This is a genomic window from Corynebacterium sp. CCUG 61414 (genome assembly GCF_024453945.1).
GTDB lineage: Bacteria > Actinomycetota > Actinomycetes > Mycobacteriales > Mycobacteriaceae > Corynebacterium > Corynebacterium pseudogenitalium.
In genome coordinates, this window is record NZ_JAGPYU010000002.1 from 215,112 (window position 1) to 230,441 (window position 15,330).

The window sequence follows — 15,330 nt, forward strand, 5'->3', positions numbered from 1 at the left end:
TGCCTCCCTAAAGCAATAGAAAAAATAAGCGAGTAGAGTTTTAAAGATTACCGTTAGAACCGTAGTCGATGTAGCGAAATCAAGGATGGTATAAGGGTGGGCTTGCCAAAATTCCTTCTTCACGGGCTGTGGCTGCCAGATTCTGGCTTGCAGGTCTGGGTCGAGCAGGTGGCTGGCCATAAAATCATCACACTCGACGAAGTGCCGAAGGGGACCTTCCCCGAACCAGTCCACACACTGCTCGAAGGGGTCAAGTTCCGCCACCGCGGCAAGGTCATGTTGCGCACGCCGAAAGGCAAACTATTGCGGCTCCGGGTGCCGACGGCAGCATTCGCCCCCGATGAGGCAGTACAGTTTCTACGAGCAATGTCCTTCCTCCTGGACCCAGACGTTCCGGCACCGGAAGGGCTCACGGAGCAACAGCGGGCGTCGGTAGCCCCGGATCTTTTGTGGCTCATCCAGATGTTTCTCGGGCTTGAGCGGTTTGTACAGGCTGGCAGGGTATCGATTCACGTGCCGTCTCAGGACTTTCAGTGGTTCGCGCAGTGGCAGCTCGGCACCGGGGTGGAGGAACGCGGTTGGCTCGCGGATATGATTGCGGCTGCGCCGGGAGTACTTACGGAGAACAACCGACGGCTCGACGAAGACTGCTCGCGCACATTTGTGCACTGGATCGCGTCTGCCCAGCTGCGTAACTCCCCTATGCTGCGTGGTGAGCGCCCGTTTCCGTGGCACGATTTTGTACAGTCGCTGCTTAACGGGACGCCGCTACGGCGAGGCTCTAGCGCGTTTTCGCGACAGATGAGCCAGTGGAACGGCTCAATCACTGCGACGAATTTCCAACTGGTGTTCATCGTGGAGCAGCCCGCAGACGCAGAAGATGGGGGCGATGAGGCGCTCACGCAGTGGCCGATTCGGGTGAACGTGCGCTCCGGGGACGAGTCGCCGCGGCCCATCCGGCTGTCGGAGTATGACGCCTATACGGTGCAGCAGCTCCACTCCGTGCTTCGCGACGCCATCAGGGTCTCCGACCTGATTGATCCATCGACGCACCGGCGTGCCGCGACAACGCCGGGCTCTGCGCTCGATGGCGACTGGGACGTGTACCTGTCCGCGGAAGAGATTGTGCAATTCGTGGAGACTGAGGTGAGCAAGCTTCGGCTTGCGAACTACGCGGTGATGCTGCCACGCGCCTGGACAACTGCAGAGACAACATCGAAGCTGCACCTTTCGGAAGCGAAGAACCCGTACGACGCAACAGCGGTGACCCGGCTTGGCTTCGGCCAGCTGGTCAATTACGACTGGCGCGTCAGCATCGGCGGCACTGAACTGACGGATGACGAAATGCAGCGGCTCGTCGAGTCGAAGTCTGGGCTGATCAAGTTGCGTGGCGAGTGGGTGCTCGCCGATACACGGCACCTCGAGCGCACGAAGCGGTACATGGAGAAACTCCACGGGACGGCGCTTGCGCGGGCCAAGCGTGAAGCAGAAGAAGCCCGGACGACTGCGCAGCTCGCAGCTGATGCGGGAGCAGATGACGCCGAAGCGCTCGCTGCCCGCGCCGACCAGCTCGAGGAGGAGTACCAGAAACTCGAAGCGTCAGAGGAACACGGTGCGGTAACCGCGGAGGAGCTGCGTCAGCTTGCGCTGGAGAGTGGGCCAGACTCGCCGCTTGAGTTCACTGGTTCCCGTTGGTTTACGTCTCTGGTCGGCGGAATGGACCGCCCGGCGCCGGAGCGCGTCGACATCCCAAGAACTGTGCATGCTGAGCTCCGCGAGTACCAGCGTCGTGGCGTGGATTGGCTCTACTACATGTCCCGCAACCACCTAGGTGCCGTGCTTGCCGATGACATGGGGCTCGGTAAGACGCTCCAGCTGCTCACCCTGCTTGCCGTCGAAGAGGAACGCGGGCAGCGCACCGGACCAACCCTCGTTGTTGCGCCGACCTCCGTGGTGGGCAACTGGGCACGCGAAGCCGCGAAGTTCGTGCCGCACCTTTCTATATATGTCCACCACGGCAGTGCCCGGTACAAAGGAGAGGAACTGCGTGAGGCTCTCAAGAAGCATGACGTCACCATCACCTCCTATGGGATCGCATCGCGCGATGTGATCGACTTGTCTTTGATCGAATGGGACCATGTGGTGCTCGACGAAGCTCAGGTGATTAAGAATGCGGGGACGAGGGCGTCGAAAAGCGTGCGAGCGCTGCCAGCTCGCCACCGTATCGCGCTGACAGGCACCCCGATTGAAAACAAGCTCTCCGAGCTGCGCAGTCTCCTCGACTTTGTGAACCCCGGCATCCTCGGCTCGCAGTCCTTCTTCCGCAACCACTTCGCACGGGCAATTGAGTCGCGCCGGGACGAGGGCCTCGCCGACGAGATGGGGGAGCGCCTGCAGCGCCTCACCGCGCCGTTTATCCTGCGCAGGCTGAAGACGGACACCGCGATCATCGATGACCTGCCGGACAAGGCTGAGCATGTACTGACAGTGGACATGACTGCGGAGCAAGCGGCGCTCTACACGGCACTCGTTGACCGCATGCAGCGCGAACTGCAGGAACGCAAGGGTATGGCGCGTAAAGGTCTCGTGCTTGCCACGATCACTCGCATCAAGCAGATCTGCAACCACCCGGCTCACTTCCTGGGCGATGGATCACCAGTACTTGCCGACGGCCACCACAGGTCCGGTAAGGTCGCCCGCCTTGTGGAGCTGCTCAATGAGGCAGTGCGAACCGACCAACGAGTGTTGATCTTTACCCAGTACAAAGCGTTTGGTGACATCCTGCGGCCCTACCTGAGCGACTACCTCGGTGAGCTCATCCCGTTTCTCCACGGTGGGGTAGGAAAGAGCGCGCGCGATGCTATGGTTGCGCACTTCCAGGAGCCGGACGGGCCGCGCGCGATGCTGCTGAGTCTTAAAGCAGGTGGTACCGGACTCAACCTGACTGCTGCATCGATGGTGATCCACCTTGACCGTTGGTGGAATCCCGCCGTGGAAAACCAGGCGACGGACCGCGCGTTCCGCATTGGCCAGAAGAAAGACGTCACGGTGTACAAGATGATTACGCGCGGAACCATGGAGGAATCGATCCAAGACATCTTGGATGGCAAGATGCACCTGGCAGGTGCGGTGATTGGCGAGGGCGAAGGCTGGATTACGGAACTCGACGCTGACGATCTGGCACAGCTGATGAGCTACCGAGGAAACGGAGGCGAGCGCAACCTATGAGCACCCAGCGACCACGCGAAGACAACGTTATTTATGCAAACTTCGGCGCACGTCGGCGCTCCCCGGAACAGAAGCAGGCGAAGCAAGCTTCTGAGACTCGATCGCGGTACAAAGATGTGCCTGCGACGTGGAATGCCGCAGGCCGCAGGATCTGGGAAGCAGTCGTGCGATACAGCGATGCTGGTCGCATCAAGCGGGGCATTGCGTACGCCAACGGCGGCCACGTTGCCGAGCTCTATCCCCGGTTGGGCGGGATTGATGCGGTTGTGACGGGGTCACAAATCGAACCGTTCCACACTGTGATCGAACTGCCACGTCGCACTGCCGCTGACATAGGCGGGCTGCTGTCCGACATTGCGCACGACTCCGCCGCATTGATGAAAGCGCGCAATGGCGTCTACACCGATGAGGCGTTGGACACCTTGATTGCCAACGGTCCTGAGGAGTTTCGGCTGCACTGTAGCTGCCCCGACCCCGCCGTAGCCTGCAAACACATCGTCGCAGTGGGGTATCAGGCAGCACAGCGCATGAGCGAACACCACGAATTCATTCTCCAACTCCGGGATAGTTCGATTGCGCGACTGACCGGCATGGCGCCACCGACTGTGCAGCACGAGGCAGCGCAGCCTGACGCGCCGGGCGAAGTCACGGTGTCTGCACCGCGCCCGCAGCCGGACTTTTGGGAAGGCGGCGCGCTACCTGATTTGCCTACCCCGAAAGTCGCTCCGATGATCGAAGATTCTGACATCACGATGTTGCACAAGGCGATGCAGACGATTTCCTTTACCAACATCGACCAGCTACGAGCGGTCTCCGATATCGAAGATCTGTTCTATGCTCTGACTGAAACTGAAGACTAATGTCCGAGCCGTTTGGTAGTAGTGAGTATGTGAACACGTTTCGATTTATCCACTCCTCTGACCTGCAGCTTGGCATGACTCGGAAGTTTCTGCGCTCCGAAGCCCAATCGAGGTTTGACGACGCCCGCTTGCGCGCCGTTGAACGCCTCGGCCAAGTAGCCACGGAGCATGATGCAGACTGTATTGTGATCGCCGGCGATGTGTTTGAGCACAACGCGCTCGAGCGGGAGACGCTTGGACGAGCGCTCGAGGTGCTGAAGCGCCTGCCAGTGCCGGTGTACTTGCTCCCGGGTAATCATGACCCGCTGGTGGCGGACTCCATTTTCTACGCCACCGATGACCTTGAGAATGTGCACGTGCTCGATTCCTTCGATCCCGTAGAGGTCGTCCCGGGCGTTGAGCTTGTCGGCGCGCCTCTCAAAGCCCGATACGCCTCTGAGGACTTATGCGCTCGCGCCGCGCGCGATTTGGAACCAACGGATAGAATTCGCGTGCTTGTCGGCCACGGCCAAGTGGATGGCTACGGCAAAGAACAGGCGGAAGCGCTCATCGATCTGGATTTGCTGGAGGAGAAGCTGGCCTCGGGGGTGATCGATTACGTCGCGTTGGGGGATACGCACTCTACGCAGTCACTCGGCACGAGTGGGCGCGTGTGGTTCTCGGGCAGCCCGGAAACCACTGATTTCCACGACTTTGCTATCGGTGGCCCTGGTGGCGGCGGCGAGGTTGATTCCGGTAACACGCTCGTCGTCGAGATTACGAAGTCCTCCACGGAAGATTGCGTTGTAAACGTCGAGCCGGTTGAGACGGGAGCGTGGACATTTGAGGCATTGGACTGGGAGGTCAGTGACGAAGGTGACGTCGAAAGGATAGTGGAGCAGCTTGAACGCTACGAGCACAAGGACCGCACTGTGGTGAAGTATTCCGTCCGCGGCACGCTTGGCCTTGCGGCGATGGCGACCTTTGAGCAGGCGATCGGGCGGCTTGAGCCGGTGTTCGCTGCGTTGTATGAGCGTGAACGGCTCATGAGCCTGCACCTGGCGCCCAGCGATGAAGAGCTCGAAAACCTTCCGCTGAGCGGGTACGCGGCCGAGGCGATGCGGGACCTGATTTCCCAGGCATCCGCGCATGACGATGCTAAAGGCTCTGCGACAGCACGTGACGCTGTGAACCTTCTGTTCCGATTCTCCAAGGAAGTGAACTAAATGCGCATCCATTCGATCACCATTGAAAACTTCCGTGGTATTCAGCGGTTAGAGCTCCGTGACCTGCCAGATACCGGTGTGATCGTGATCCATGGCAATAACGAAGCAGGCAAATCCACCATCCTTGACGCGCTGACGACAGTGCTCAACGAACGCCACACTGCCGGCGGGAAGAAGATTGGCGTGCTCACCCCGATCGGGAGGGACGTTTCGCCTGCGGTACGGCTTGAGGCGACGGTTGGCGATTACAGCTTCACCATTGCCAAACAGTGGGGGAAGGGGAAGTACTCGGAGCTCAACATCACCAGACCGCAGCTGCGCCAATACACCGGCCGCGAGGCTGACGACGAGCTTGCGCGGATCCTCGCGGAAAACCTTGACCAGGAGCTCGCCTCGACGCTCTTCCTGCGCCAGGGGCAGTTCGCAGCAGGGATCAGCGCAGCTGGCATCCCAAGTGTTGTGAGGACCCTTGACGGGGACGCTGGACGTAGCGCAGAGGAAGCCGCCTACGATGACACTGCGCTCATGCAGCGCATCAGCGACGAATACACAGCGTACTTCACACCCACAGGTCGCCCGCGTGGCGAATACGACAAGCTCCGGAAAGCAGCAGAAGAAGCGCAGCAACAGTACGAATCGCTGTTGCAGGAAAAGCGGAAGTTTGACAATGAAGTCGTAGAAGTTGAGCGCTTGCAGCAGCAAATGCAGCAGATCCAGGATGAGCTGCCGGAAGCACAGCGAGATCTTGAGTCCAGTCAAGCCGAGGCGAAGCGCGCCGAAGAGGTTGCCGCAAAACTTCAGGCTGCGCAAGCAGCTGTGAAATACGCAGAGCTCACGGCACAGCGCGCAGCGCAGGATGTGGAAAACAGGAAGAAGTTGGAGCAGCGCGTCGCACTGTTGGGTGAGCAGCAGGCAGCGCTCGAGCAGGAGAAGGGCGCCGCCCAGCAAGCCAGTGATGAAGAGGAAGCTACCATTGCGACACTCACCGAAACCGTGGAGCGGCGTCAAGCTGCACTGACGAATGCACGCGAGGAGGCACGCCGTGCCAGCGCTCTGCGTGAGTACTCGCTGTGCCAACAGGAACTCTCAGATCTGCAGGCAGTGCTTGACCAGGTTGACGGTGCGCAAGCCGAGTATCAAAAACTCGTTGCTGAGGCCCCTAGTCGTCCCGTCACCGACGCCGATGTGACTCGAGTGGAAGAAGCTGCGAGTGAAGTAAAGGTACAGCGCACCATCCGTGCAGCCTCGACCGCGAAACTGACCGTGCGTGCCGATGACGCCACCTTCGTGCACGACGACGCCCCCACACACGTCAAAGGCGAGCGCACTATCGAGCTTTTCGACGCCACCACCTTTGAATTCGGTGAGTTTCATCTGACCTACAGTGCTGGCGCCAGCGGCGCGAACCAGTACAGCGCGGTGGAAGATGCGGAGCGCGCGCTTGAGGAGCTACTCGCGGAGCTTGGTTGTGCTGACGTTACGGAGGCGCGAGCGAAGCGTGATGAGCATCGGACGTTTGCTCAACGCGTGGAGGAATCCAAGCGACGCAGGGAAGACATCCTCGCAGGCAGGGACTTGTCAGCGTTGCAGGAGCGTCACCTAAAGCTGCAGAAACTACACGCAGAGCACGCTGAGGCCTTGGGGGAAGACGTAGCTTTAAAGGAACTCGATGCTGCTGAGCACGAGGCCGCTGCTGCAGAGGCTGCTTTACAGAATGCCCAGCATGACGCGGAAGTGGCGGTGGCTGCGCTGGAGCCGCACCGGGAGCGAAAGGCCCGCCAGGCACTGCTTGTACTGGAGACCAAACTCGCAACGCACGAGGAAGCAGTACGTATCGCCGATGAAGAGTTGCGAACAGAACAGGAACATACAACGTCGGAAGACTTGGGCGAGGCACAAGCAACTGCTGAGGCTGGACTGCGCGCTGCGCGCACAAAACTTGAAGAGGTCACCACGGCGGCAAACGAGGCCAACGTGGACATGGCACAGGCGCTGCTCGAAAGCGCGCAAACCCGCGTCGTGAACTTGCAGGACCGCTACAATGCCGCCGATAGACGCGTTGCCGAGCTGAAAAGCTTTTTTGAAATGGCGACTGGTATTGCGGAAAAGGTCGACCGAGCCGAAGCGATGTTGGACGCAGCTGAGTCTGAGTACCGCCGTACCACCCGCCGTGCTGAGGCAACCAAGCTCTTGTATGACACGCTACAGCGCTACCGTGAAGAGGCGAATGCGCGCTACGCGGCGCCGTTCGCTGCTGCGCTGGAGGGCTACGCGGGGGCGCTGTTTGGCAGAGATGTGGAATTCGAGCTCGACGACCAACTGCAAATCACCCGCCGCAACGTTGCTGGTGTGTCCCTGCCGATCGAGGAGCTTTCTGGTGGCGCACAGGAGCAGCTCGCCTTGCTGACCCGTTTTGCCATTGCGGAGCTTGTCGCCCGTGATGGAACAGCACCGGTACCTGTGGTGATAGACGATGCACTCGGCGCGACGGACCCCCACCGGCTGCAACTGATGAACGCGCTGTTTAACAGGGTGGGCAAGCATGCTCAAGTGATTGTGCTGACGTGTTACCCCAACCGGTACGACGGCGTTGCCAGTAGCAACCGATACGAGATTGAGCAGCTAAAAACCAATTAATTAATGCTATGAAACTGTTTGGTTGATCTACTACAGTGGGGTGCATGTCTGACGCACCCCACTGGCTCAGCGACGCCGAGCAAGACCTGTGGCGGCTCATGCTTGCCACTGCGCGCAAAATTTCGCGCGCGCTCGACGACACACTCCAGGCAGACTCAAACTTGTCGACTTCGGAGTTCTCTGTGCTGGTCAGCCTTTCAGAAGTGGATGGGTACACGATGCGCTTGCGTGACTTATGCGGTGCACTGGAGTGGGACCGATCCCGAACATCGCACCAGGTCACCCGCATGGAGAAGCGCGGTTTGGTATCAAAGCAGAAGAGCCCGGGAGACGCCCGTGGCGTCTTGGTAGCGCTCACCGAGGACGGTCTACAGCGACTCGAGGCTGCAGCCCCGGGCCACGTTGAAAGCGTGCGACGCCTGGTGTTCGACCACCTTGATGACGCCGACATCCCAGCTTTGACCAGATTTTTTCAGGGTGTACTCGGTGCGCAAACCGGCCCTGGGCATAACAAGTAACGACTCTAGGAAAGCGAGGCGCCATGTCTTATCCGACGAACCAACCTCACTACCAACCGAACCCGGCACCGAAGCGGCTACAGCGTTCCATGGTGGACAAATACATCGGCGGGGTCTGTGGCGGCATCGCGGAGTACTTTGGACTCGACCCTGCGATTGTACGAATCGGCACGGTGTTGATTGGGCTCTGCACGGCGTTTGTGCCTTTGTTCATCCTGTATATAGTGGCCTGGATTGTGATTCCCCCGGAGTTTTAGCACGAAATTGCGTTCTGAAAGCGTAGGGGAGACGATTTCAGGTAAAATCAGTCAAAACCAACAAACCCCCGCTACCAGGAATTTCACCAGGTAGCGGGGGTTGAAAAATTGTGTCCCCGACAGGATTCGAACCTGCGACCTTCGGTACCGGAAACCGATGCTCTCATCCGCTGAGCTACGGAGACTCACTGCTTATTCACAAGCAATGACGCAATCTTAGCACCAGATATGCTGGGCACATAACTGGCCTAAGACTGCGGAAAGTAGCTGCTATTGGGCCTCCCAGTAGCCTGGTGCATCAGTGCGATCGGCCTTGCCGGTGCGCAGGTAGTTGATGACGGTGGCGTCGACAACTTTATTGCCGGTGCCGAAGTGCGCGTGGCCCGGGCCGTGAATCGTGACTACCTGGGTTCCCATTCTGCGGGCGAGTTGTCCGTGGCCTGAGTACGGCGTCTGGGGGTCACGGGTCGCGGACAGCTGCAATGGGCGAGTCTTTAATGCCGCCCCGTTGAGTGGCGCGATTCCGGTGACTGCGCCGGCGCCGTTGCAGTACCACCCTGAGCCGCGTGAAGCGTTGAAGAACGTAAACGGGTCTCCCGTGAGCTGTGACCATGCAAATGAGGGGAGCAGCGTTGGGTCGCCGGGGACAACGTTCTCATTGCACCACTGGGCAGCCTGCAGCTGCTCGACCGCCATCATCTGATCCACCGCCTGCTGAATCTCTTCCTTGGACGGCTGCTTCGATTCTTCAGCGGTCAGGGTGCCGTTTGTGGACCGTGCCAGGTAGTCCCACATCTTTGGGGTTGGAAGCATAGCGCGGGTCTCCTGCAGGAGCGGCGACTTAGCTTGTACAGCACCAGGGTTCAGCATGCGGCTGATGACGCCTTCACCTTCGACACGGGTTTTCCCGACTGCTGTCATGGCGTCCGCGCCAGCCTGCCCGGCGAACTCCAGGCCCGCTGGCAGATCGCCAACGCGTGCAGGCGGGGGAGTGACGGTGGGATTAGTTCCCGCTTGCGCGCTTACCTTGCGCGACCAGTACTGGTACGCCTTCAGGGGAGTGTTGCCCATGTGATACTTGGTGTCGTTGAGTGCTACCCACGCGAAGTATTCGTTGAGCGCCTTCTCGTACGCTGCTTGTTGGTCGGCGGCAATGCCGTTCCAGGAACGGGTTGGATCCATTGCGGAGTCAAGCACAACCTTGTCGGTGTGCTGGGGGAATAGCGTCGCGTATACGGAACCAAGGTACGTGCCGTAGGAGACACCGAGGATGGAAATCTGCTGGTAGCCCAGCGCGCGTCGAACTTCCTCCCAATCGCGCGCGGTGTTCTCCGTGGTGATGGTTTCGGGGTAGCCAGGCTTGTCGCCTTGGCAGGCCGAACGGTTGAAACCTCCTGCGTTGAAGAGACTGTCAGCAGTGAGCTTGGCTATCTGGCCAGGATCGTTCACATCGGGAATTGCGCACTCAAGTGCAGTCGAGCCGGGCAGGCCACGGGGTTGCACACCGATGATGTCCCACTCGTTGTTGAGTTCTTTCGGGAAATCAAGAATGTTGCCGGCTGCGTAAGCGTAGGCGTCGCCACCTGGGCCACCGGGGTTGGTAAACAGTGCGCCTCGGCGCGCTTGGGTTTTCGCTGGGACTCGTACGAATCCAATTTGAATCTTTTTGCCGTTCGGCTGGTTGTAGCGCATGGGGACGTCGATGTGTCCGCACTGCGCTGTTGAATCTTTGACTTCTTTCGGGCATTTGGTCCACTGCACAGCCGGTGCTGGCTGCGCAGTAGCAGGCGTTACGACGGCCATGCCAAGCAGTCCGAGCGCCGCAATTACTGAAGCTGTGGTGCGCATTGCATTCCTTCCGTTGGGGTGCGAAAAGACAAATCCCTACCGATGCGCTGATCGGTAGGGAATGTCGACGGTGTGTTTCTACTTCACAACCATCACGATCAGGTCGCGGGGCCCGTGGACGCCCTCGACACGAACAAGCTCGATATCTGAGGTCGCTGAACCACCAGAAATCATGGTAGCGGGTTTTTCCGGATCGATGCGAGCGATCATTTCCGGCACGCCGTAGACCACTGACTCTGGACGGACGATGACCACATGGCGATCGGGGACCAGTGACAGTGCACGGCGGCCGCACAGCTCGCCAGCTTCGAGCACGATCGAACCGGTCTGTGCTGAAGTGACGTGGGAATCCGTTACTGCGGCACCGATAGTGCCGAGCTCACGCGGATCGCTCGATGGGTCGTCTGGGCGGGCGCTGCCAGCAAACTCTTCGAACAGCGCGGTGTCGAGACCCGGGGCGTAAACAATCTCGGTTGCCTCGCGCTTCGCCAGAATATCGGCGATGTCTGCGGCAAGGGTCTCCTCCGTTGTCTCTACAACTGTGGCCTTGTAGTCCAGGAGACGATCGATGAGAATCTCGCGCAGCTGCTCGGGAGTGTGGTCGCTGGTGGTGCGGTACTCGCGCACAGGTTCGACGTGCTCTGGGGTATGGGAGAGCTTCTGTGCAGTGCGGATGCGGTCAAGAATCTCGCGCTTCGCGCTTTCATTTCGGGTGCTTGACATTGTTAGCCATCCTTCCTGACATTAGCTGGGATGCCTTCGCGACGGGCCTCAGCGAGGAGGTCCTTCGCCTCGTCCGTATTCCACCACTGGCGGAACGACTTCTTCGGCGGAACTGCTACGTCGCGGTAGTCGGTCCAGCCAGCAACGAAACCGGGCATCGAGGAAATCTCGCCCTTGAAACCGCCAAGTACGCGACCCAGCGCTACAACGTGCATTGCGGCGTTCCACAGTGCAGGCTTGCCCCACAGCAGGGAAATAGCGCCGAAGGCCGTGGATTCCAGGAAAGGCTTGTGCTCCTTTACCTTTTGGTGGCGAAGCTCAAGCAGGATGTCTGTGATCGGGATCTTCACTGGGCACACTTCGTTGCAGCGCCCACACAGGGAAGATGCGAACGGTAGCGACGCGTTCGGGTCCTCGGCGGACTCCATGCCGGTCAGCTGCGGCGTGATAATCGCGCCGATTGGGCCAGGGTACGTCGAGCCGTAGGAGTGGCCACCAGCGCGCTCGTAGACCGGGCACACGTTGAGACATGCGGAGCAGCGAATGCACTTCAGCGCCTCGCGGCCGATCTCATTCGACATCGCGTGGGTACGACCGTTGTCCAGGAGCACGATGTGGAAGTTCTGCGGGCCGTCGCCCTCAGTAACACCGGACCACAGCGAGGTGTACGGGTTCATGCGCTCACCGGTGGAGGAGCGTGGCAGCAACTGCAGGAAGACACCGAGGTCCTCGAACGATGGCAGGAGCTTTTCGATGCCCATCACTGAGATCAGTGTTTCCGGCAAGGTCAAGCACATGCGGCCATTGCCCTCGGACTCGACGATGGATACGGTACCGGTTTCCGCGATGCCGAAGTTGGCACCCGAGATCGCGACCTTCGCCTTCATGAACTGTTCGCGTAGGAAGGTTCGGGAGGCTTCGGCGAGCTCTGCCGGGTTGTTCGTCAGTGAGTCGTCGGTGTTTGGCATCTTATCCACGAAGATGTTTCGGATTTCTTCGCGGTTGCGGTGGATTGCGGGCACGAGAATGTGCGACGGGAAGTCCTCACCAAGCTGCACGATGAGCTCCGCAAGGTCAGTTTCCTGTGCGTGGATGCCGCGCTTCTCCAGCTCTTCGTTGAGCGCGATCTCCTGCGTTGCCATCGACTTGATCTTGACAACCTCAGTCTCGCCTGTCTCCTCAATGAGCGAAGCGATGATGTCGTTGGCTTCCTTGGCGTCGCGCGCCCAGTGGACGTGGCCGCCACGCGCGGTGACGTTGCGCTCGAACTCCTCGAGCAGCTCAGGCATGCGAGCCGCAACATCCTGCTTGATGGTGGAGCCAGCGGTGCGAAGCTCCTGCCAGTCGTCGAGCTCGTCGACAACGTTTTGACGCTTTACACGAATAGCAGTGGTTGCGTAGTTGAGGTTACGACGCTTCGTAACGTTATCGAGTTCGTGGTGCGCAGCCTGTCCGAAGCGCTCCGAGCCACGCAGGTGGTTCGGTCCTTGCGCCACTGGGGGCATCGTTGGCTTGCCGAGTGCAACTTTCACAGCATTTTCTCCTTCGAATACGCAGCGGTCGTAGGCGTCCACGGGTGTTCCTTCGTGGATGCGAGAATCTCTGCAATATGCAGCGCGCGGATGCCGTTGTGCTGGCGGCTCATCGCGCCAGCGATGTTCATCAAGCACGAGGAGTCACCGGCAGTGACAAACTCCGCCTTTGACTCCTTGATGTGGCGCACCTTGTCGGAAACCATCGCCGCGGAAACCTCGGGCAGTTTCACCGAGAAGGTGCCGCCGAATCCGCAGCACTCTTCGACGTTCGGCAGGTCCACGAGCTCGATGCCTTCGACGGCTTCAAGCAACTTGTAAGGGCGGTCGCCGACCTTCAGGAAGCGGCGAGAGTGACAAGACTCGTGGTAAGTCACCCTGTGTGGGAAGAACGCGCCGAGGTTGGTCACGCCAGCGACGTCCACGATGAACTCGGTGAGCTCGTAGGTTTTATTCGCTGCTTGCGTAGCGCCGTCGACAAGTGCTTTGTTGCCGTATCGTTCGGCGAGGCGCACGTGCTGTTCGCGAACTGCGCCTGCGCAGGAGCCGGAGGGGGCCACGACATAGTCGATGGAAGGGTCGGCAAACGCATCGGCGTATGTCTGGATGATCGGCACAGCTTGTTCCTGGTAGCCCGTGTTGACGTGCATCTGGCCACAGCAGGTTTGGCCCTCAGGGAAGACTACTTCGTAGCCCAGACGAGAGAGAACAAGCGCTGAAGCCTTGTGCGCGTCAGGGAACAGGGCGTCACCGATACAAGTAGAAAACAGTGCTACTCGCAATGTGGACTCCTTTGTTGGTCGTGAACGATACAGATAATGGTAATACGTCTACGGTACAACAGTTGGGGCTAGAAAACTCAGTATGTTGGTTTGCAGGAACACAATTACGCACACTGCTACCAAGAATGCTGCCGAGAAGCCAGCGACCTTCTTAAAGAGTTCAGATTCTTTACCCTCCATATTCACAGCGGTTGCGGCAATAGCGAGCGACTGCGGCGAAATCATCTTGCCGACGACACCACCGGTCGTATTCGCCGCCAGCATCAGGTCTGGGTTCAGCCCCAACTTATTCGCCGCAGTCACTTGCAGATTGGCGAAGAGCGCGTTGGCGGAGGTGTCGGAGCCGGTTACTGCCACGCCGACCCAACCAAGCACTGGGGCAGCGAATGCGAATACGCCGCCCATGTTGGCGAAAAACTCGCCGATCGAAACGGTCTGGCCCGAGTAGTTCATGACGTAGGCCAACGCGAGCACCAACATGATAGTGGTGGATGACCAACGCATGCGCCAGAAAGTATCGACGAACTCACGTCCCACCTGTGCCCAGTTGAGCTGGTAGAGACCGTTTCCGTCAAAGATCATGTAGGCGATAGCGACGATGAGGCCAGAAATGACCAGGAGCGTGCCGGGGTTGTTGATGTAGGCGAAGGTGTAGTCGGTGTTGATTGGCTCACCCAGCTGGTTGAAGAGCAGTCCGCGCTCGATAACAGGCCATGTCAGGCTGATCTTGAACGAGCTCAGCCACTGCGGGATGGTTGTGCCCAGGTTCGCTAGACCGAAGACGACAACCACGACTGCGTACGGCATCAGCGCCATCCAGACTCGGGTGCCAGGCAGTTCAGTATTGTCCTCGTGCTCAGGCAAGCCGAGGCGTTCGCGGAGAGCGGCAGTAGTCGAAGGCTTCCAGAAGCGAAGCGCCACGAAGGCAGCCCCAAGGGCAACGATGCAGGCTACGACATCCGTGAGCTGGTAGGCGAAGTGGTTCGATGTCCACCACTGGGCAATGCCGAAGCTCAGCCCGATCGCCACCGCGATAGGCGCGGTTTCTTTGATGCCTCGCCAGCCGTCGATAATTGCTGCGATGATGAAAGGAACAAAGAATGCGAGCAGAGGGGTCTGGTGGCCAACGATCGCGGCGATGTTCTGCGTTTGCTCGAGGGTGCGGCCACCGACCTCGCCCGCGGTGGTAATGGGGATGGCGACGGCGCCGAATGCCACAGGCGCTGTATTTGCAATCAGGACTACCGTTGCGGCTTTCAAAGGTGGGATGCCGAGCGCCAGAATCATCGTCGCGGTAATCGCGACGGGTGCGCCGAATCCAGCGAGGGCCTCGAGTAGGCCACCGAAGCAGAACGCGATCAGCATTGCTTGGATGCGGACGTCGCCGCTGCCCATCTTGTCAAAGACCAGGCGAAGATCTTCAAAGCGACGCGATGCAACCGTAATTTGGTAAAACCAGATCGCGGTCAAGATCACCCACACGATTGGAAAGAGTCCGAACAATCCGCCGCGTAGTGCAGTCGCAAGTGCCATCTCGGTTGGCATGTTGAAGCCGAAAACGGCGACTGCAATAGCTGCGACCAGCGCTACTGCGCCGGATGTGTGCGCGCGGGCCTTGACCGCGAGCAGCATGAAGAAAAATGTGAGAAGGGGAATCGTGGAAACGAGCGCAGAAAGCCCGAGGCTTCCCCCTACTGCGTCGGTAATAATTTGAAACTTGTCCACTGAGACACTCCTTGG

Annotated in this window: 11 protein-coding genes and 1 tRNA gene; 6 read left to right on the forward strand and 6 right to left on the reverse strand. The window is 59.4% G+C overall.

What is annotated here, in order from left to right; genetic code table 11:
• Positions 1-102: 102 nt before the first annotated feature.
• From KBX14_RS03285 to KBX14_RS03310, 6 genes are read left to right on the forward strand one after another with little or no spacing between them, the layout of a single operon-like run.
• Entirely contained in the window at positions 103-3,228 is a 3,126-nt protein-coding gene (locus KBX14_RS03285; RefSeq protein WP_256041831.1) for a DEAD/DEAH box helicase, read from the forward strand.
• Complete coding sequence (locus KBX14_RS03290; protein WP_256041832.1) at positions 3,225-4,088, forward strand: hypothetical protein; 864 nt, start codon at positions 3,225-3,227, stop codon at positions 4,086-4,088. The genes KBX14_RS03285 and KBX14_RS03290 overlap by 4 nt, the downstream gene beginning before the upstream one ends.
• On the forward strand, positions 4,088-5,293 hold the full coding sequence (locus tag KBX14_RS03295; protein ID WP_256041833.1) for an exonuclease SbcCD subunit D: 1,206 nt from the start codon (positions 4,088-4,090) through the stop codon (positions 5,291-5,293). Before KBX14_RS03290 ends, KBX14_RS03295 begins: the two co-directional genes overlap by 1 nt.
• On the forward strand, positions 5,294-7,930 hold the full coding sequence (locus KBX14_RS03300; protein ID WP_256041834.1) for an AAA family ATPase: 2,637 nt from the start codon (positions 5,294-5,296) through the stop codon (positions 7,928-7,930). It abuts the gene before it with no gap.
• A 44-nt stretch (positions 7,931-7,974) separates the two neighbouring features.
• Positions 7,975-8,448, forward strand: a complete 474-nt coding sequence (locus KBX14_RS03305) for a MarR family winged helix-turn-helix transcriptional regulator (protein WP_070362647.1) — start codon at positions 7,975-7,977, stop codon at positions 8,446-8,448.
• 23 nt (positions 8,449-8,471) lie between these two features.
• Positions 8,472-8,705 carry a PspC domain-containing protein gene (locus KBX14_RS03310; RefSeq protein ID WP_070362646.1) on the forward strand — a complete coding sequence of 78 codons (234 nt, stop codon included), beginning with the start codon at positions 8,472-8,474 and terminating at the stop codon, positions 8,703-8,705.
• Positions 8,706-8,816: 111 nt separating this feature from the next.
• Here KBX14_RS03310 and KBX14_RS03315 read toward each other — a convergent pair.
• From KBX14_RS03315 to KBX14_RS03340, 6 genes are all read right to left on the reverse strand, one after another.
• Positions 8,817-8,890, reverse strand: a tRNA-Arg gene (locus tag KBX14_RS03315).
• Positions 8,891-8,975: 85 nt separating this feature from the next.
• Entirely contained in the window at positions 8,976-10,553 is a 1,578-nt protein-coding gene (locus tag KBX14_RS03320) for an alpha/beta fold hydrolase (RefSeq protein ID WP_256041835.1), read from the reverse strand.
• A 78-nt stretch (positions 10,554-10,631) separates the two neighbouring features.
• Complete coding sequence (locus KBX14_RS03325; protein ID WP_070479493.1) at positions 10,632-11,276, reverse strand: LUD domain-containing protein; 645 nt, start codon at positions 11,274-11,276, stop codon at positions 10,632-10,634.
• A 2-nt stretch (positions 11,277-11,278) separates the two neighbouring features.
• Positions 11,279-12,808 carry a LutB/LldF family L-lactate oxidation iron-sulfur protein gene (locus KBX14_RS03330; RefSeq protein WP_070479495.1) on the reverse strand — a complete coding sequence of 510 codons (1,530 nt, stop codon included), beginning with the start codon at positions 12,806-12,808 and terminating at the stop codon, positions 11,279-11,281.
• Positions 12,805-13,590: a (Fe-S)-binding protein gene (locus KBX14_RS03335; protein WP_071568621.1), complete on the reverse strand. Its 786-nt coding sequence runs from the start codon at positions 13,588-13,590 to the stop codon at positions 12,805-12,807. The genes KBX14_RS03330 and KBX14_RS03335 overlap by 4 nt, the downstream gene beginning before the upstream one ends.
• A gap of 48 nt (positions 13,591-13,638) precedes the next feature.
• Positions 13,639-15,315: an L-lactate permease gene (locus KBX14_RS03340; protein WP_256041836.1), complete on the reverse strand. Its 1,677-nt coding sequence runs from the start codon at positions 15,313-15,315 to the stop codon at positions 13,639-13,641.
• Between the last annotated feature and the right edge of the window lie 15 nt (positions 15,316-15,330).